16 protein-coding genes and 1 pseudogene are annotated in these 19456 nt (G+C 57.6%); 5 read left to right on the forward strand and 12 right to left on the reverse strand.

All coding sequences use genetic code 11. From position 1 onward, the window contains the following. Positions 1-11: 11 nt before the first annotated feature. A complete protein-coding gene (gene treB / locus L463_RS15900; protein ID WP_020480548.1) occupies positions 12-1430 on the reverse strand; it encodes a PTS trehalose transporter subunit IIBC in 1419 nt (472 codons plus the stop codon). Between the two features lie 127 nt (positions 1431-1557). Then, entirely contained in the window at positions 1558-2505 is a 948-nt protein-coding gene (gene treR / locus L463_RS15895) for a trehalose operon repressor TreR (RefSeq protein WP_015572520.1), read from the reverse strand. 386 nt (positions 2506-2891) lie between these two features. On the opposite strand from treR, the gene mgtA reads away from it, so the two are divergent. Both mgtA and L463_RS15885 read left to right on the forward strand, forming a co-directional pair. Next, entirely contained in the window at positions 2892-5519 is a 2628-nt protein-coding gene (mgtA, locus tag L463_RS15890) for a magnesium-translocating P-type ATPase (protein WP_032103149.1), read from the forward strand. Between the two features lie 202 nt (positions 5520-5721). After that, on the forward strand, positions 5722-8106 hold the full coding sequence (locus L463_RS15885) for a beta-N-acetylhexosaminidase (RefSeq protein WP_032103150.1): 2385 nt from the start codon (positions 5722-5724) through the stop codon (positions 8104-8106). Positions 8107-8206: 100 nt separating this feature from the next. On the opposite strand, the gene gbpA is transcribed toward L463_RS15885, so the two are convergent. The 5 genes from gbpA to L463_RS23410 form a co-directional block, all read right to left on the reverse strand. After that, the gene (gene gbpA, locus L463_RS15880; RefSeq protein ID WP_032673105.1) at positions 8207-9655 is read right to left on the reverse strand and encodes an N-acetylglucosamine-binding protein GbpA; all 1449 of its coding nucleotides are present in this window, start codon (positions 9653-9655) and stop codon (positions 8207-8209) included. Between the two features lie 138 nt (positions 9656-9793). Beyond that, positions 9794-10180 carry a 2-iminobutanoate/2-iminopropanoate deaminase gene (gene ridA, locus L463_RS15875; protein WP_003863373.1) on the reverse strand — a complete coding sequence of 129 codons (387 nt, stop codon included), beginning with the start codon at positions 10178-10180 and terminating at the stop codon, positions 9794-9796. Positions 10181-10253: 73 nt separating this feature from the next. Continuing rightward, positions 10254-10715: an aspartate carbamoyltransferase regulatory subunit gene (gene pyrI / locus L463_RS15870; RefSeq protein ID WP_032673107.1), complete on the reverse strand. Its 462-nt coding sequence runs from the start codon at positions 10713-10715 to the stop codon at positions 10254-10256. Between the two features lie 12 nt (positions 10716-10727). Then, a complete protein-coding gene (gene pyrB, locus L463_RS15865) occupies positions 10728-11660 on the reverse strand; it encodes an aspartate carbamoyltransferase (protein ID WP_003863368.1) in 933 nt (310 codons plus the stop codon). A gap of 34 nt (positions 11661-11694) precedes the next feature. Beyond that, positions 11695-11799 carry a pyrBI operon leader peptide gene (locus L463_RS23410; RefSeq protein ID WP_071524139.1) on the reverse strand — a complete coding sequence of 35 codons (105 nt, stop codon included), beginning with the start codon at positions 11797-11799 and terminating at the stop codon, positions 11695-11697. On the opposite strand from L463_RS23410, the pseudogene L463_RS24225 reads away from it, so the two are divergent. Next, positions 11779-11896, forward strand: a pseudogene (locus L463_RS24225) (hypothetical protein). The gene L463_RS23410 and the pseudogene L463_RS24225 sit on opposite strands and share 21 nt — an antisense overlap. Positions 11897-11899: 3 nt before the next feature. On the opposite strand, the gene L463_RS15860 reads toward L463_RS24225, so the two are convergent. The 5 genes from L463_RS15860 to arcA form a co-directional block, all read right to left on the reverse strand. Continuing rightward, entirely contained in the window at positions 11900-12379 is a 480-nt protein-coding gene (locus L463_RS15860) for an arginine repressor (RefSeq protein WP_003863366.1), read from the reverse strand. Between the two features lie 80 nt (positions 12380-12459). Beyond that, on the reverse strand, positions 12460-13863 hold the full coding sequence (locus L463_RS15855) for a YfcC family protein (RefSeq protein WP_003863365.1): 1404 nt from the start codon (positions 13861-13863) through the stop codon (positions 12460-12462). Between the two features lie 46 nt (positions 13864-13909). Then, positions 13910-14914, reverse strand: a complete 1005-nt coding sequence (gene argF, locus L463_RS15850) for an ornithine carbamoyltransferase (protein WP_003863360.1) — start codon at positions 14912-14914, stop codon at positions 13910-13912. A 120-nt stretch (positions 14915-15034) separates the two neighbouring features. Continuing rightward, entirely contained in the window at positions 15035-15946 is a 912-nt protein-coding gene (arcC, locus tag L463_RS15845) for a carbamate kinase (RefSeq protein ID WP_032103154.1), read from the reverse strand. A 10-nt stretch (positions 15947-15956) separates the two neighbouring features. Further along, positions 15957-17177 (reverse strand): arginine deiminase, encoded by a 1221-nt coding sequence (arcA, locus tag L463_RS15840; RefSeq protein WP_015572525.1) that lies wholly within the window; start codon positions 17175-17177, stop codon positions 15957-15959. 675 nt (positions 17178-17852) lie between these two features. Here arcA and L463_RS15835 point away from each other — a divergent pair. Then, positions 17853-18305, forward strand: coding sequence for a YhcH/YjgK/YiaL family protein (locus L463_RS15835; protein WP_032103155.1), 453 nt, complete (start codon positions 17853-17855; stop codon positions 18303-18305). 236 nt (positions 18306-18541) lie between these two features. Further along, complete coding sequence (gene yagE, locus L463_RS15830; RefSeq protein ID WP_032103156.1) at positions 18542-19450, forward strand: 2-keto-3-deoxygluconate aldolase; 909 nt, start codon at positions 18542-18544, stop codon at positions 19448-19450. Positions 19451-19456 lie beyond the last annotated feature (6 nt).

Raw genomic sequence — 19456 nt, forward strand, 5'->3', positions numbered from 1 at the left:
GAAAGAGAGAATTAAACAATCTGCAACGTGCCCTGACGGAACTTACGCTGGTAAACCACAGTAGTCAGCGCCATTGGGATGATAATCGCCACCGCCATCGCCAGCGCAAATACCTGCCAGAACGCGGGCTGAATGGAGAGGATACCCGGCAGGCCGCCGACGCCAATCCCGTTCGCCATCACGCTGTTCAGGCCGCACAGCAAGCCCGCCAGACCGGAGCCGATCATCGCGCAGAGCATCGGGAAGCGGTATTTCAGGTTGATACCGTACATCGCCGGTTCAGTGACGCCGAGGTAAGCGGAGATGGCAGCCGGAACGGAGATCTCTCGCTCGTTGTGCTTACGGCTGACGATGATGATGCCGGTTACCGCCGAGGCCTGCGCAATGTTAGACAGGGCGATGATCGGCCAGACAGGCGTACCGCCGAGGCTCTGGATCATCTGCATATCAATCGCCAGCGTGGTCTGGTGCACGCCGGTGATCACCAGCGGAGCGTAGAGGAAGCCAAACAGCGCGGCACCGATTGGCGCGAAGCTGCCGGTCATCAGGTGACGGACCGCGAAGGCCACGCCGTCGCCAATCATGCGGCCAAACGGACCGATAAAGGCGTGCGCCAGGAACACCGCCAGGATCAGCGAGCAGACCGGGACCACCACCAGATAGAGGTAATCCGGCACGATGCGCTTCAGGCGCGTCTCAATGAAGCCCAGCGCCAGGCCCGCCAGCAATGCCGGGATCACCTGCGCCTGATAGCCCACTTTGGCGATGGTAAACAGGCCAAAGTTCCACACCTCTGGCGTTTGCTGACCAAGTAAGTAAGCGTTCATTAACTGCGGAGAGACCAGCGTCACGCCGAGCACGATACCGAGAATTGGCGTGCCGCCCATCTTGCGCACCGCGGACCAGCAGATCCCGACCGGCAGATAGAAGAAGATCGCTTCGCCAATCAACCACAGGAAGTCATAGATGCTTTGCAGCGCCGGGTACATCTGCGCCAGGGTTTTGCCGTCGCTCATTGGCACATCGCCGATGACGTTACGGAAGCCCAGAATTAAGCCCCCGCTGATCAGCGCTGGCAGCAGCGGGAAGAAGATCTCCGCAAAATGGGAAATCAGCTGCTCATGCCATTTCATATTCTGGCGCGCGGCCTTCTTCGCCTGCTCTTTATCGGCGGAAGAGTGCCCGGTAGTCGCCAGCAGAGCCTGATAGTAATCGCCCACTTCGGTACCAATCACCACCTGAAACTGCCCGGCGTTGGTGAAGCAGCCTTTAACCATGGAAAGCTCTTCAATGGCCTTCGGGTTGGCTTTGGCCGGATCGTTCAGCACGAAGCGCAGGCGGGTAATGCAATGGCTGACGGTGGCGATGTTATCGCGTCCGCCGACCAGGACGATCAGCTGATCGATATCTGTTTGTTTGACTTTACTCATCATGAAACCTCATGACAGATGGTGATAGGGGTTATGACCTGTGCGCAAGCCTACTCCTTCAACGTGATGGCGAAAATGGGAACGTTCCCGAAATCGGGCGAAGATCACAATAATCTATTCAAAAGAATTATGAGAGATGGGCAGGAATAACGATCTGACGGGGTTCGGTACGCCCGGTAATCTGCTCGATCAGCTGCGCGGCCGCCTGTCGCCCAGACTCGGCATAACCCGGATCAACGCTGATAATCTCCGGGTGTAAGAACTTCATCAGCGGCGTGCTTCCCACGCTCGCTAATTGCAGCTCCCCGATGCGCTGCTCCTGCAAATATTTGCTCGCACCTAATGCCAGAGTATCCGTGGCGCACACCAGGGCGGTGGTTTGTGGCGTCAGCACGCTGGCGACCTGTTCATATCCCTGTTTCATACCCAGACCTGGCAGCGCGGCCACGGCGGGGAGATTGTGTTTTTTACAAAACGCCAGGTACGCTTCATGGCGACGCTTGCCGGTGGTGATGTCGGCATGGGGCACGCCGAGATAGCTGATATGCCGATGGCCCTGTTCATACAGGCGCTGCATCAGGATCACGATCGCCCCTTCGTCATCGTAACAGACAGAGGCAAACCCGCTGGCGTCGCGCGCCAGCAGCACCAGTGACGGCTGCCAGGGTTTGAGCACGTCCTCCTTAAGGCCAGTAAATCCAAACAGCACCACGCCATCAATATTACGGCGCTGAAGCATGCCGAGATGCTCCTCCACCATTTGCGCGGAGAACTTGCTCTCCATCATGATCGGATCGTAGCCCTGCTCGTAGAACGCGGGCAGCATAGTCTGTACGGCGAGGTTTTCGGAGAGGGAATCCAGACGCGAGACAATAATGGCGACCACTTTATCGCTCTGCCCGCGCATGGCGCGCGCGGAGCGGGAAGGGGAAAAACCGTGCTGATTCATCACCGCCTCGACGCGCTCGCGTGTGCGCTCGCTGACACCGCTTTCGTTGTTCAGCACGCGTGAGACAGTCGATTTCCCCACGCCGCTTAAACGCGCGATATCTTTAATCGTAAGGCGGTTCTGCATGCTGTATTCCCTGTAACAACGATAAAATAATCAATTGAGCCTAATGCTATCCTGCGAATTCGCTATGGGCAAAGTCTGGTTTACGTTCGGTTTATTTGCAGGGCGTTATAATACCGCCCGATTAGTCACAAACGGTATGGATAAATCACTATACTGCGTGCCGATACCCAACTTTTTACTTACCGGAGGCCACATGGATCCCGATCCCACACCTCTCCTGACCAGGAGAAAACCTTCTTTCCGGTAAGCCAGCCTTTTGCTGTCTCACCGGCGTGAGGCAGCAACGTTCATACGTTCCTGCTTGATAAATTAAGTGCCTGACAGGTACGGCTTTGCCACGCCTGCGGGAAAACTGCGTCCGCCTTTGCGGATGCGGGGGAATGACTATGCTGAAGAATATCACCCGGCAGCTGCAAGCGCTGCTGAGCCGTCACCTGCCACATCGCCTGATTGCGCGCGATCCGCTGCCAAATGCCAACACCATGGCGGGAGCGGCAATCCCCGCTTCCCTGACCGAGCGCTGCCTGAACGTGGCGGCGATGGATGAAAACGAAGTCTGGCGCGCCTTTGGCGGCCACCCGGAAGGGCTGAACGCGCAAGAAGTGTCAAAAATCCGCGCGGAACATGGCGATAACCAGATCCCGGCGCAGAAACCCTCTCCCTGGTGGGTCCACCTGTGGCTCTGCTACCGCAATCCGTTCAACCTGCTGTTGACGGTGCTCGGGATTATCTCTTACGCCACTGAAGATCTGTTTGCCGCAGGCGTGATTGCCCTGATGGTGGGGATCTCCACGCTGCTGAACTTTATTCAGGAAGCGCGCTCCACCAAAGCGGCGGACGCCCTGAAAGCGATGGTCAGCAACACCGCCACCGTGTCGCGCGTGATTAACGACCTCGGCGAAAACGCCTGGATTGAGCTTCCCATTGACCAGCTGGTGCCGGGCGATCTGGTGAAGCTGGCGGCGGGGGACATGATCCCGGCGGATTTACGCGTCATCCAGGCGCGGGATCTGTTCGTCGCGCAGGCGTCACTCACCGGTGAGTCCCTGCCCGTAGAGAAGGTAGCGCGGACCCGCGATCCGCAGCAGATGAACCCGCTGGAGTGCGACACCCTGTGCTTTATGGGCACCACGGTGGTTAGCGGCACCGCGCAGGCGATTGTCACCGCCACCGGCGGCAATACCTGGTTTGGACAGCTTGCCGGACGCGTCAGCGAGCAGGAGAGCGAGCCGAATGCGTTCCAGAAAGGCATTGGCCGCGTCAGCATGCTGCTGATCCGCTTTATGATGGTCATGACGCCGATTGTCCTGCTGATCAACGGCTACACCAAAGGCGACTGGTGGGAAGCGGCGCTGTTCGCGCTCTCCGTGGCCGTTGGCTTAACGCCGGAAATGCTGCCGATGATTGTCACGTCCACGCTGGCGCGCGGGGCGGTCAAACTCTCTAAACAAAAGGTGATCGTTAAACACCTCGACGCCATCCAGAACTTTGGCGCGATGGACATCCTTTGCACCGATAAAACCGGCACCCTGACGCAGGACAAAATCGTGCTGGAGAACCACACCGACATCGCCGGAAAAACCAGCGAGCGCGTGCTCCACAGCGCCTGGCTGAACAGCCACTATCAGACCGGACTGAAAAACCTGCTCGACGTGGCGGTGCTGGAAGGGGTGGACGAGGAGTCTGCCCGCACGCTCTCCGGTCGCTGGCAGAAGGTGGACGAAATCCCGTTCGACTTCGAGCGCCGCCGCATGTCGGTGGTGGTCAGCGAGCAGGCGGACGTACATCAGCTGATCTGCAAAGGGGCATTGCAGGAGATCCTGAATGTTTCCACGCAGGTGCGCCATAACGGCGAGATCGTGCCGCTGGATGAGACCATGCTGCGCCGCATCAAACGCGTCACCGATAACCTGAACCGTCAGGGGCTGCGCGTGGTGGCAGTAGCCAGCAAGTTCCTGCCTGCGCGGGAAGGTGACTACCAGCGTATCGATGAATCCGATTTGATCCTCGAAGGTTACATCGCATTCCTCGATCCGCCGAAAGAGACCACCGCGCCGGCGCTAAAAGCGCTGAAAGCGAGCGGTATCACCGTCAAAATCCTCACCGGCGACAGCGAGCTGGTGGCGGCCAAAGTGTGCCACGAAGTCGGCCTGGACGCGGGCGACGTCGTCGTGGGGAGCGACATTGAGCACCTGTCCGACGATGAGCTGGCCGAGCTTGCCCAACGCACCACGCTGTTTGCCCGCCTGACGCCGATGCATAAAGAGCGCATCGTCACTCTGCTGCGTCGCGAAGGGCACGTAGTGGGCTTTATGGGCGACGGCATCAATGATGCGCCAGCCCTGCGTGCGGCGGATATCGGTATCTCCGTGGACGGCGCGGTGGATATTGCCCGCGAAGCGGCGGATATCATTCTGCTGGAAAAGAGCCTGATGGTGCTGGAGGAGGGCGTCATCGAAGGGCGTCGCACCTTCGCCAATATGCTCAAATACATCAAAATGACCGCCAGCTCCAACTTCGGCAACGTCTTCAGCGTGCTGGTGGCGATCCCGTTTGATAACGTGGACGACGAGCAGATCCAGAAGCCGCAGCGCTGGAACCCCGCCGATCTGGGGCGCTTTATGCTGTTCTTTGGGCCGATCAGCTCCATCTTTGACATTCTGACCTTCTGCCTGATGTGGTTTGTGTTCCACGCCAACACGCCGGAACACCAGACGCTGTTCCAGTCCGGCTGGTTCGTGGTGGGACTGCTGTCGCAGACGCTGATTGTGCACATGATCCGCACCCGCCGCATTCCGTTTATCCAGAGCCGTGCCGCGTGGCCGCTGATTGTGATGACGGGCATTGTGATGGCGCTCGGGATCGCGCTGCCGTTCTCGCCGCTGGCAAGTTACCTGCAACTTCAGGCGCTGCCGCTGAGCTACTTCCCGTGGCTGGTGGCGATCCTCGCGGGTTACATGGTGCTGACGCAGATGGTGAAAGGGTTCTATAGCCGTCGGTATGGGTGGCAGTAAATTATGTTTGCCGGGTGGCGGCTTCGCCTTACCCGGCCTACTCCCGAAACGTAGGCCCGGTAAGCGCAGCGCCACCGGGCAATAGCTTTCCTCCCAAATTCAACAACCTGTGATCTCTGTCGGCGCATTCGCTTGACGACAATTTGAGCGCATGTTAACAGAATGTTTTGCCTGTATTTGGCCCGTCAGATAAGGAACATTCATGTTACGGTACAGCCTCTTAACCGCCGGGCTCATGCTCGGCGCCTCCGCCTTTGCCGCCCCGGCAGGTGACCTTCCCTTAATGCCCTGGCCTGCGAAGGTTGAACGTCCGACCACTCAGGGCGCGCTGGTGCTTAACAATCAACTCTCTGTGAGCGTCAGCGGCGACGATCTGGGGGATGCGGTCAACCGCCTGCGCCAGCGCATTGCGCTGCAAACCGGCTGGACGCTACAGCCGCAGGCCGAAAAACCTGACAAGCCGACCATCCGCATCGCCATCGCCAAAAAGGTGAAGCCGCAGCCGCTGCCGGACAGCGATGAGAGCTATAAACTCACGGTGGACGCCAACGGCGTAAATATCTCTGCCAACACCCGCTTCGGCGCGCTGCGCGCCATGGAAACCTTGCTTCAGCTGATGCAGAACGGCGCCGAAAACACCTCGATCCCGTGGGTGACCATTGAAGATTCGCCGCGCTTCCCGTGGCGCGGGCTGCTGCTCGATTCGGCGCGCCACTTCCTCCCGATTCCGGATATTAAACGCCAGATCGACGGCATGGCCGCGGCCAAACTCAACGTCCTGCACTGGCATTTGACGGACGATCAGGGCTGGCGCTTTACCTCGAAACGTTATCCAAAATTAACCCAGCTTGCCAGCGATGGGCTGTTCTACACCCCGGAGCAGATGCGCGAGATTGTGCGTTACGCTGCCGAGCGCGGCATACGCGTGGTGCCGGAAATTGATATGCCGGGCCACGCCTCGGCGATTGCCGTCGCCTACCCGGAGCTGATGAGCGCGCCGGGGCCGTACGCCATGGAGCGCCACTGGGGCGTGCTGAAGCCGGTGCTGGATCCAACCAAAGAGGCAACTTATACCTTTGCCGACGCGATGGTCAGCGAACTGGCGGCGATCTTCCCGGATCCGTATCTGCATATTGGCGGCGATGAGGTTGACGACAGCCAGTGGAAAGCGAACGCTACGATCCAGACGTTTATGCGCGACAACAAACTGGCGGACAGCCACGCGTTGCAGGCGTATTTCAACCGCAAGCTGGAGACGATCCTTGAGAAGCACCACCGGCAGATGGTTGGCTGGGATGAGATCTACCATCCCGATCTGCCGAAAAGCATTCTGATCCAGTCCTGGCAGGGACAGGACGCGCTGGGGCAGGTGGCGCAGAACGGCTATAAGGGTATTCTCTCAACCGGTTTCTACCTCGATCAGCCTCAATCCACCGCCTACCACTACCGCAATGAAATTGTGCCGCAGGGGCTGAACGGCGTGGATGTGATAGCGGACACCGACAGCGTCCAGAGCTGGGCTTTCTCCATGCCGCGTCTGAAAGGCAAGCCGGTGGAAGGCAGCTTTACGCTGGTGAAAGGCGATGCCGGGTGGCGTGGATTTATTGATTTTGCCGGGAAATCGCGTCGGGCGGTGGAGAACATTCAGTGGCGGGACGACAACCAGGTAACGTTTACCGTTGATACCTGGATGGGTGAAACGCGTCCGGTCGTTTCCGTTGAGAACGATAAGCTCAGCGGTTATTTCCTGGTGGGTAACGCCCGCTACCCGATCGACGGCACACGTCTGGACGCGGTGCCAAAAGGCATACCGCCGGTGGTGCCGGACCCGGCGAACGAGGCCAATCTGCTCGGCGGCGAAGCCGCGCTGTGGGCGGAAAACGTGGTCGCGCCGGTGCTTGATATCCGTCTGTGGCCGCGCGCCTTTGCGGTGGCGGAGCGGCTATGGTCGGCGAAGGACGTCAACGACATCGACAACATGTATACCCGGCTCCAGGCGATGGACAGCTGGTCGACGGTGTCGGCTGGACTACAGCAGCATACCCAGCAGCAGGTGCAGTTCACGCGCCTCGCCAACAATGCGGATACCCTGCCGCTGCAAATTCTCGCCCAGGCGCTTGAACCGGCGCAGTATTACACCCGCCAGCATCTTAAGTTCCAGGCCGGAAACTATCATCAGTTTGAGCCGCTCAACCGGCTCGCTGACGCGCTAAACGCGGAAAGCGCCACCGTGCGTCAGATGAATAAATGGGCGGACCGTCTGGTGAGCGACGCGGAGGACACGGAAAGCGCCGACGCGCTGCGCCACGTCTTTAACCGCTGGCAGAACAACACCAGCGATGCGCTGGCGCTAAGCGAAAACAGCTATCAGCTGAAGGCGATCAAGCCGGTGATTCAGGAGGTGGATAAGCTGGCCTCGATTGGCCTGAGGCTGACGGATCTGGTGGCGCGCCAGGGCACGCTGGACGACAACGAGATCGCGTCGATCCAGAGCGAACTGGATAACGCGGCGACGATCCAGGACGAGGTGGTGATTGCGGCGGTGTACCCGTTGGAGACGCTGCTTAGGGCGACGCGGAATCAGTAACAAATATCCCCTCACCCCAACCCCTCTCCCCATAGGGGCGAGGGGCTCGATCGGTTCCCTCTCCCTGTGGGAGAGGGTTAGGGTGAGGGAATCAGACCACTCAGTTCTTCAGCACCCACGCCTCTTTCCAGTGCGCGCCCACGCCCGGCTCAAACTGGTTTGCGGTTGGACTGTACTGCACGCAGTAGCCGCTATACGGGAACGGTTTACACTCGTAGGTCTTACCGTTTTTAGGCTGTAACACCACGGTGCCCGCTTTGTAGGAGGCAATGCTGTCCGGGAAGATAAAGTCATGCGGGCCGCTGCTGTCCGCCGCGTCGCTTTCCAGCATCAGGTGTAGCACGTCCTGCGCGAACAGGGTGCCGTCTTTGTTGGTGGCGTAGTATTTCAGCATATGGTGGCCCGCCGTGACGTCAGTCAGCGTCATGGTCACGTTTTGATTGACGTTATTCATATCCTGCTTCAGGTAACCTTTTTCGGCACCGTGGTGGTTCATCACGTGCGCTTCAAAATTAACGTCACCCTGCGTGTTCACATGGAAGGTCACAATCACATTGCCATGTTCGATTTTGCTGTATTGCAGATCGGAAACGGCGATGGTCTCGCTCACCTGCGCTTTTTGCTCTTCATAAGAGATGGCAACGGATTTCAGCGTGCTGCCGTCTTTCACGAATACGCTGTTGGCGCCGTGAACCGGACTAATTTCACCGGCTTCATCTTTCACACCGACGCGGACATCGCTATGAGCGGTGTTGATCTTCTGCGCCAGATCGTAGGACCACTGGTTAGCGTCGCCTTGTTCTGAAGAGCCGATGGTCATTTCAGTACGCAGGGCGGCAACTTCCCCGTTGGCGTCGAAGAAGCGTGCAATCACTTTATCGCCCACGTTCAGGTTATTCCCGGCAATCTGTCCGCTCAGGGTTTTACTCCACTGGGATATTACCGCTGGGGTATCGTCCGGCGTGACGTTGCCGCCGTTACCGAAATCAACGTCAATGGCCTGATAGAAACTGTTTGTGGTATCCGCAATTTCCCACACGCCATAAATAACCTGGTAGCCCGTACGTTCCGGGACATTACAGGTCATGGATTTTGTCATGGACGGTGCCTGACCATTCCCGTTAATAGTACAGAACGGCGTTAATTCGAACTGGTCACGGGTCAGCGGTTTATTGGGGTCCCAGTTTTGTTTGGTAATGTAATAACGCCAGTTGGTGGTTTTATGCGGCGCGGTATGGTGCCAGACAAATTCATGCGGGCCTGCCGTCATGGGGCTTTTAGTCCAGGCGTTCAGGCTCTGCTTATCAAGCTGGGAGTAGCTGGCAATACCGGCGCTGGCAAGCTGGCCGTCAGGCGGCATTGCGCCCGTCGGGAAGCCGGAGGTCCTTTCTACGCTCTGCGGTTCATATTGTACAGAGCCACAGTCAATATTCTGGCCGAGCTTACACATATAAGCGCGGCTGGCGGGGGATTCTATATATCCGTGTGCAAGTGCGGAAGACGCAACCGTTAATGTGGTAACCGCCAGCGCGATCTTAGAGAGTTTCATTCTTCATCCATTAATTAGAATATAACAAGGCAGCGTCAGTCTATTAATGGAGTGGGGGATGCGTCATTGCCTGGAGAGAGTAAAAATGGTCGCAATAAAAAAAGGCAGCCTGAGCTGCCTTCTCTTTATTGAAATAAATTAGCGACGTACGGCAATCGCTTCAATTTCAATTTTTACGTCTTTTGGCAGACGCGCCACTTCCACACAGGAGCGCGCCGGGAAGGTGGCGTTGTGCTCGGTGAAGAACGCTTCATAAGTGGCGTTAACGGTGGCGAAATCGTTCAGATCTTTCACGAACACGGTGGTTTTGACGATATCGCCCACTTTCAGGCCGGCAGATTCGACGATCGCCTGCACGTTTTCCAGCGACTGACGCGCCTGCGCCGCTACGTCGGCTGGCACTTCACCGGTTTTTGGGTTCACCGGGATCTGACCAGAAGTGATGATCATGCTGCCCAGATCAACGCCCTGAACGTATGGGCCGATAGCCGCTGGTGCATTTTCCGTCGCGAGTACTTTGCTCATTTTTTCTCCAGAATTACAGCGTTAAGAATGTTCCCGGCCATTATAACAGCCGGGATTTCATTACCAACCTCAATTAGTTGGCCAGCACCACATAATGAGAAAACTCTTTTTCGCAGTATTTGCATTTGAGTGCAATGTCATTGGCGCGTTTTTTCACTGAGAAACTGGAGGAAACCGGCTCAGCATGACTGATGCAGTTGCTGTTCGGGCAGACCAGCACGCTTTCGATGCGATCCGGCAGGCTTGGGCGGGATTTGCCCACCACGTCGTAATCGTCGATGCGGTTAACCGTGGCGTCCGGCGCGTACAGAGACAGCTGGTTGACCTGCTCGTCGGTCAGGAAAGTGTTCTCGATCTTGATCAGGTCTTTACGGCCCATTTCGCCCGACGGCAGGTTCAGGCCGATGGTGATGCGCTGGTCGGTTTCAGTCAGTTTGAACAGCGTCAGCAGCTTAAAGCCCACCTGCGCAGGGATGTGGTCAATCACGGTGCCACGCTTGATGGCTTCAACCTGGAGTTTGTTATCGTGTGTCATGGTCGTCTCCCCTTACAGAGCTAATTCGCGATTCAGAACCAGTGCCAGTAACGCCTGGCGGGCGAAGATGCCGTTTCCGGCCTGCTGGAAGTACCAGGCGTGCGGCGTTTTATCCACGTCTGTGGTGATCTCATCGATGCGCGGCAGCGGGTGCAGCACCTTCATGTTGTCGCGCGCGCCCTCGAGGTCGCTGGCGCGCAGCACGAACTGCGCCTTCACGTTGGCGTACTCGGATGGGTCAAGACGCTCTTTCTGCACGCGGGTCATGTAGAGAATATCCACGTTGCCCATCACCTCTTCGATGCTGGCGTGCAGGCTCCACGCGATGCCTTTTTCGTCCAGCATATCGAGAATGTACTGCGGCATCGCCAGCGCGTCCGGGGCGATGAAGAAGAAGCGGTTGCCGTTAAATTTCGCCAGCGCCTGGGTCAGCGAGTGGACGGTGCGGCCATATTTCAGGTCGCCGACCATGGCGATGTTCAGGTTCTCAAGCGTGCCCTGCGTCTCCTGAATGGTGAACAGATCCAGCAGGGTCTGCGTCGGATGCTGGTTAGCGCCGTCACCGGCATTCAGTACCGGAATGCCGCCGGAAAATTCGGTCGCCAGACGCGCCGCGCCCTCCTGCGGGTGGCGCATCACAATCGCGTCAACGTAGGTGCTAATCACTGAAATGGTATCCGCCAGGGTCTCGCCTTTTTTGCCCAGCGACGTGTTGCTGCTGTCCGAGAAGCCCACCACGCTCGCGCCCAGGCGGTGCATGGAGGTTTCGAAGGAGAGACGCGTGCGGGTCGAGGCTTCGAAGAAGCAGCTCGCAATCACCTTGTGCTTCAGCAGCTCCGGTTGCGGATTGGCCTTCAGTTTTGCCGCGGTTTCCAGAACCAGTTCCAGCTCTTCGCGGCTGAGGTCGTTTATGGAAATGATGTGTTTTTGATAAAGCGGATTCATGTTTATCTCCTGACGCCGGGCAAAAAAAAGCCCCTCAAATGAGGGGCTCTGGGAATAGGTTTAGCAACGGGAAGAAAAACGGCAGGCCAGCGTCTGATTTCAGACGCGGTAAGACGATATGTCGTACACGCTTGACCATGCTTCCTCCCGGCAAATTGTCGGGCATTATACGCAGCTCGCTTTTGGGATCAAGCGATTTAATGCACGCTTTACTCAATGCAAACGGTTCTTTATGAATATTAATGCGTTCTGAGTAAATAATTAATTTGCTTATGCACCAGTGCGGTGCGCTTCACCACGCGGGGGGCGACCCAGACGATACTGCTTCCGGCCACCACGCCTAAAATTTCCGGTAACTGGTGATAATCCAGAATACGCGCCACCGCGCGGCCATATCCGGCGACGGTATGGATAAGGATAAATTCGCTGTTGTGCTCCACGCTCACCACCATTTCAGAGACGGTACGTGCCGCGTCGGGGGCCGGGCGCAGCTGGGGATTCAGCGAATAAATCTTTAGCCCTTTGGCATTGCGAATTTTTATGACACCGAGCAACTTGAGCAGACGTGAAACGGTGGACTGGCTGATGGTCTCAAAACCCCGCTCCTGTAAGTCGCGGCGGATCTCCTCCTGGGAGAGATAGCTCTTTTCCGCGATCAGACGCTGGCAGACCGTTAGCTGTAGTTGCTCTTTGGGAGAGTACTCTTCGTAATCCATCATAGTTCCCATATCAGTTCCCGAAATAACCGGTGGCACTGCACCGATCCGTAGGCCGGATAAGCGCAGCGCCATCCGGCAAATTACAACAGGGCGCCCAGGCTTAACGCCACCATAATCACCACCGTTAAAATCCCCAGCAGCGGCGCGACCCATTTCAGATAGCGCACGTAGGGCACGCGGGCGATAGCCAGCCCGCCCATCACGACGGCAGAGGTGGGAGTGATCAGGTTAACGATGCCGGACGCCGACTGGTAAGCCGTAACCACCAGGTCGCGGTTGACGTTAGCGAAATCGGCAAGGGGCGCCATGATCGGCATCGTCAGAACGGCCAGGCCGGACGAAGAAGGCACAAGAAACGACAGCACCACTTCCAGCCAGTACATCACGTTGATGAACGCCACCGTCGACAATCCGGTGACCATTCCCTCGGCGCTGTGCAAAATGGTGTGGGTAATCATGCCCTTATCCATGATCACTACGATACCGCGCGCGATGCCGATAATCAGCGCGACGCCCAGCAAATCTCGCGCGCCGTTGATAAAGGTTGAGGTCAGCTCCTCTTCGCTCATGCGGGCGATCAGCCCGACGATAATCGCGCTGGCGAGGAACACCGCCGAGATCTCCGCCATCCACCAGCCCAGCACCGCCACGCCGTAGATCATCACCGCGAAGGCGAGGGCGAAGATCACCAGGATGAGTTTGCGCACCGGGGTAAACTCCAGCGACTGCTCGCCCTTGTTGCCGAGGAAGTGGGCGCGGTTCTCTTCCTGCTTATCCGCCACGATCGACAGCGACGGATCCTTGCGCACCTTGCGGGCATAGCGCATTACCCACGCCACGCAGATGATCCAGCCGATCACCAGCAGCGCGATGCGCAACATGATGCCGTTGGTGAAGGGGATCCCGGCGGCGTTGGCGGCGATCACCGTGGCGAACGGGTTGATGGTGGAGCCGAGGGTGCCGATCCCCGCGCCGAGCAGCACGGTGGACGCAGCAACCACCGGATCGAACCGCGCCGCCAGCATCACCGGCACCAGTAAGGTATAGAAGGGCAGCGACTCTTCTGCCATGCCGTAAATCGTGCCGCCTGCGGCAAACAGCGCCATCAGGATCGGGATCATCCACTCTTCGCGGCCGCGTAGTCGGGTGGTGACGCGCTCGATCCCGGCGTCTATCGCCCCGGTTTTAGTGACGATCCCGAGGAATCCCCCGATGATCAGAATAAACAGCGCCACGTCGATGGCCCCGGCCTGGCCGGACTCCGGATCGTACAGCCCGGCAATCGGCGCCATCAGCACCGAAACCAGCCCCTGCGGGTGCGCTGCCACGTGCGCGTAGGTGCCAGCAACCGGCACTTCTTTACCGAGCGCCTCGTTCATTGCCATATGGTACTGCCCGGCCGGAACAATCCACGTCAGCACGGCAACCACGGCAATCAGAAAAAAGAGAATGGTGTAAGCGGAGGGAAACTTGAACTTGCCCATGATGTTCTCCTGAACCCGGCGCACCCCGCGGCGCGCCGGGCGGTGATTAGTCGCCGAGTGTCGCCACCATGACCGCTTTAATGGTGTGCATGCGGTTCTCTGCTTCGTCGAAGACGATGGAGTTCGGTGATTCGAAGACCTCTTCCGTCACTTCCAGCCCCTTCAGGCCGTACGCCATTTCGATTTCGCGGCCCACTTTGGTGTGCTCGTTGTGGAACGCTGGCAGGCAGTGCATGAACTTGACGTTCGGGTTACCGGTGGCCTTCATCACGTCCGCGTTAATCTGATAAGGCTTCATCAGGCTGACGCGCTCGGCCCAGGCTTCCTTCGGCTCGCCCATGGAGACCCACACGTCGGTGTAGAGGAAATCGGTGCCCTGCACGCCTTCCTCCACGTCGTCGGTGAGGGTGATGCGTGCGCCAGTCTCTTTGGCGATGGCACGGCACTGCTCAACCAGGCCCGCCTCCGGCCAGAAGGATTTCGGCGCGACGAGGCGGATATCCATCCCCATTTTGGCCGCACCGACCATCAGCGAATTGCCCATGTTGTTCCGCGCGTCGCCGAGATAAGCAAAGCTCAGCTCCGGCAGGGTTTTGCCCGGAGAGTGCTCCAGCATGGTCATCAGATCCGCCAGAATTTGGGTGGGGTGGAACTCGTCGGTCAGGCCGTTCCACACCGGCACGCCCGCGTACTCGCCCAGCTCTTCAACGATGGCCTGGCCGTAGCCGCGATACTCGATGCCGTCATACATGCGGCCCAGCACGCGCGCGGTGTCCTTCATCGACTCTTTGTGGCCAATCTGCGAACCGCTTGGGCCGAGGTAGGTGACCTGCGCGCCCTGGTCGAACGCACCCACTTCGAAGGCGCAGCGGGTGCGGGTGGAGGTTTTTTCAAAGATCAGGGCGATGTTTTTCCCGACCAGGGTTTGTTTTTCGCGTCCGGCTTTTTTGGCGGCCTTCAGCTCGATGGCGAGATCGATCAGGTACTGGATCTCCGCCGGGGTGTAGTCCAGCAGTTTCAGGAAGTTGCGGTTTTTCAGGTTAATGGTCATGGGGAAATCCTTTTTAAAATTTGTGCTGTCTGATGCCCTCACCCCGGCCCTCTCCCGCTGGGAGAGGGGGCGTACATTCCCTCTCCCTTTGGGAGAGGGTTAGGGTGAGGGGAAAACGACTCAGTTACGAATCAACGTGCCTTTCTCGCCCGCCAGGATCTCCGCGCCGTCATTCAGCGCGCCGATCCCGGCAATGCCGTTGCAGGCCTCAACAAACTCGCGGCAGGCGGCCACTTTCGGCCCCATCGATCCGGCGTCGAACTGCATGCCTCTGAGCAGCTCCGGCGTCACCTGCGCCAGCGGGCGCTGGGTTGGCTTGCCCCAGTCGAGGTACACCGCGTCGGCATCGGTGAGGATCAGCAGGGCATCGGCCTCGATCTGGCGCGCCAGCAGGGCGGCGGAGAGGTCTTTGTCGATCACCGCCTCGATCCCGCGATAGCCGTTGGCGTTTTCCACTACCGGCACGCCACCGCCGCCGTTGCAGATCACCAGGTGGTCGCGCTGAATCAGCCCCGTGATGGCGTCACTCTCGACGATGCGCTTCGGCTGCGGCGACGGCACCACACGGCGGAAGTAGCTGCCGTCGGCCTTAAACACCCAGCCTTTTTCCGCGGCCAGCGCTTTAGCCTGGGCTTCGCTGTAGACCGGGCCGATGTACTTGGTCGGGTTGCTGAACGCCGGGTCGGCGGCGTCCACTTCCACCTGCGTGAGCAGGACGCTGACCTCGCGCTGGGGCAGATTGTTTTTCAGCGCCTGCTGGAGCATGTAGCCGATCATTCCCTGGCTTTCGGCGCCAAGAACGTCCAGCGGGTAGGGAGTGACTTTGTCGTAGGCGCTGTTTTGCAGCGCCAGCAGTCCGACCTGCGGGCCGTTGCCGTGCACCAGCACCACGCGCCACTGTTCCGTTAAGCCGGCGATGGTGCGGGCGGCCTGCTCAATGTTCTGGCGCTGGATGTCCGCTTCAAGCGGCTCGCCGCGCTTGAGCAGCGCGTTGCCGCCAAGGGCCACAACCAGAGTGGGTTTTCGTTCCATGATGGCTCCTTTAAATTCCGTCGCGTTCCAGTGGGCAGCTCATGCAGCGCGCGCCGCCGCGACCGCGTCCCAGCTCGTCGCCCGGGATCGGCAGCACGGTGATGCCCGCTTTGTCGTACTTCTCGTTGGTCCAGACGTTGCGCTCGTAGCCGATCACCACGCCCGGGCGGATGGTCAGGACGTTGTTAGCGTCGTTCCACTGCTCGCGTTCGGCTTCAAAGGCGTCGCCGCCGGTGGTGATCAGGCGGACGTGGTTAATGCCGAGGGCTTTCTCGATGGCGTGCAGCAGGTCGGTTTCCTGGGTGCGCAGCAGGCCGCCGCGTCCGTCCGGGGTGAGCGTCCAGCACTGGGCGTCCTTGCGCACCACTTCCGGGTAAACGGAGAAGGTGTCCACGTCGATGTGGGTCATCACGGTGTCGAGGTGCATGCAGGAGCGGTGTTTCGGCAGCTCAACGGCAATCACGCGCTCGGCCTGGCGATGTTTAAACAGGCTGTTGGCGAGGAACTCCACGCCCTGCGGCGTCGTGCGCTCGGACATGCCGATCAATACCGCCCCGCGACCAATCACTAATACGTCGCCGCCTTCTAATGTGGCGTGGTCGTAATTAATATTCTCGTCGCCGAAATACTTAATAAACTCGCCGTCGGCAAATGCGGGGTGCCAGCGATATATTGCCCGCAGGTTATTGGTTTCACGCTGGCGGGCGGGTTTCGCCATCGGATTAATGGAGACGCCGTTATATATCCAGCAGGAGGTATCGCGGGTAAATAAGTGGTTCGGCAGCGGCTTCATAATAAAATCATTCGCCGTGTGGGTATCGACCACCATATTTTTAATGGCCGCCGGAATTTCACCGTAGGTTAATCCGCCGCTTAATCTGCGCGCCAGTTCGCGGTGCGGCATATCCGCCAGCCAGCCGCGCACGTCGGCGGCAAAGGTTGGCCCCAGGCGATAGTCGGAGATTTGTGTTTCAAGAAGCCAGGCTTTTGCTTCCGCAATATCAAGCGTTTGCGTAAGAAGGTCGGTCAACAGCAGGACTTCCACACCCTGCTCGCGCAGCGTGTTTGCGAAGATGTCATGCTCTTCACCCGCCCGTTCAACCGAGAGCACGTCATCAAATAACAGCTCCTGACAGTTTGAGGGGGTTAACCGTTTCAGACTTAAATTAGGACGGTGCAGCATAACGCTACGCAATTGACCAATTTCAGAACCGACGTAATGCTTTTCCATAATTATTCCTTTAACTTTTTTTCAGAATAAAAAGGGCATGCGCCATGTGAGATGTTTAATTTCATGGCGGCTAAGCTCAATTGATTTCGTCATTTATAGTAGGCGCTTAAATAATGGTTATTGTGACATTGCTCACGCGAAAACCGATATTGATGAGTTTGTTTTCAATTGCATGATTCGTATCAGATAATGATTAATTTCATATTATTAAGGGATGAATACCTAAGCAGGAACGGGTGGCAATATTTGAATTTGTTATTATTTTGTAGAATCACATGTTTTGAAATATTTGGTTATACTGTTGATTTTAAACAATAAAATTCAATCTCGGGAATAGCTATGCAATAATGACAATTAACTATTTTTCACTTAAGAGAAATCAATAAATAATTATGGATTTTTAAAGGAAATAACCGAAGTGATAAAGTGTGATATGCCAACAGGTTTTGTGAGTTACGTTGTAAATTCAGTGAGTTAGATCCTATGTGCAAAGCGCATGAAATGAGGTTATGCATAACCACTGCATAAATGCCTGTGTGCAATTAACAATGGATTAACACATTTTCCGATAAACATGCGCTGACGCAAATCTTGTCTAAAAAGGGCTGGTATGGAAGAGGCAATTCTCGTATAAAACATGAAAATGAAACAATGTTTTAATATGAGGGTTGTATCATGATTATTGGCAATATTCATCATCTCCAGTCCTGGTTGCCAGAAGAGCTGCGCCAGGCCATTGAGCACGTTAAGGCCCACGTCACCGACGCAACGCCGACCGGTAAGCACGACATCGATGGCAACAGCCTGTTTTATCTGGTTTCGGAGGACATGACCCAGCCGTTCGCCGAGCGTCGCGCTGAATACCATGCACGCTATCTGGATATTCAGATTGTGCTAAAAGGTCAGGAAGGGATGACCTTCAGTACCCTGCCGCACGGTACGCCGGACACCGACTGGCTGGCGGACAAAGACATCGCGTTCCTGCCGGAAGGCGAGCAGGAGAAAACCGTGGTGCTGAGCGAAGGGGATTTTGTGGTGTTCTGGCCGGGCGAAGTGCATAAGCCGCTGTGCGCGGCGGGAGCGCCGGCGCAGGTGCGTAAGGTTGTGGTGAAGATGCTGGTAGAGTAACCCCTCACCCCGGCCCTCTCCCAAGGGGAGAGGGTGTAAAAGTTCCCTCTCCCCTTGGGAGAGGGTTAGGGTGAGGGCACCAGACCGCACCCACGCATAATGTGATCCAGCTTAAACTTCCCGCACTCCCTCATCCCTTCCCATTTACCTGCGCTTTTTCTGCGTCATAGTATTATCGTTAAATTAATGAACGCCGTTCTATAATGTAGAACAAAATGTTTCAACAAGGAGATCTCATGCCGCAGTCCGCGTTGTTCACGGGTATCATTCCCCCTGTCTCCACCATTTTTACCGCCGATGGCCAGCTCGATAAACCGGGTACCGCCGCGCTGATCGACGATCTGATTGCTGCGGGCGTCGACGGCCTGTTTTTCCTGGGCAGCGGCGGCGAGTTCTCCCAGCTCAGCGCCGAAGAGCGTAAAACCATTGCCCGGTTTGCGATCGATCATGTCGATCGTCGTGTGCCGGTCCTGATCGGCACCGGCGGCACCAACGCCCGGGAAACCATTGAGCTCAGCCAGCACGCGCAGCAGGCGGGCGCGGACGGCATCGTGGTGATCAACCCTTACTACTGGAAAGTGTCGGAAGCGAACCTGATCCGCTATTTCGAGCAGGTGGCCGACAGCGTCACGCTGCCGGTGATGCTCTATAACTTCCCGGCGCTGACCGGGCAGGATCTGACCCCGGCGCTGGTGAAAACCCTCGCCGACTCGCGCAGTAACATCGTCGGCATCAAAGACACCATCGACTCCGTCGCTCACCTGCGCAGCATGATCCACACCGTTAAAGGCGCCCATCCTCATTTCACGGTGCTGTGCGGCTACGACGATCATCTGTTTAATACCCTGCTGCTCGGCGGCGACGGGGCGATTTCGGCCAGTGGCAACTTTGCACCGCAGGTGTCGGTGAATCTTCTGAAAGCCTGGCGGGATAAAGACGTGGCGAAAGCGGCTGAGTATCATCAGACCCTGCTGCAAATCCCGCAGATGTATCAGCTGGATACGCCGTTTGTGAACGTCATTAAAGAGGCGATCGTGCTCTGCGGTCGTCCGATTTCTACGCACGTCCTGCCGCCAGCCTCGCCGCTGGACGAGCCGCGCAAGGCGCAGCTGAAAACCCTGTTACAACAGCTCAAACTCTGCTGAGCCGGA

It is taken from the genome of Enterobacter sp. BIDMC 27 (assembly GCF_000534415.1).
Taxonomy (GTDB): Bacteria; Pseudomonadota; Gammaproteobacteria; order Enterobacterales; family Enterobacteriaceae; genus Enterobacter; species Enterobacter hormaechei_C.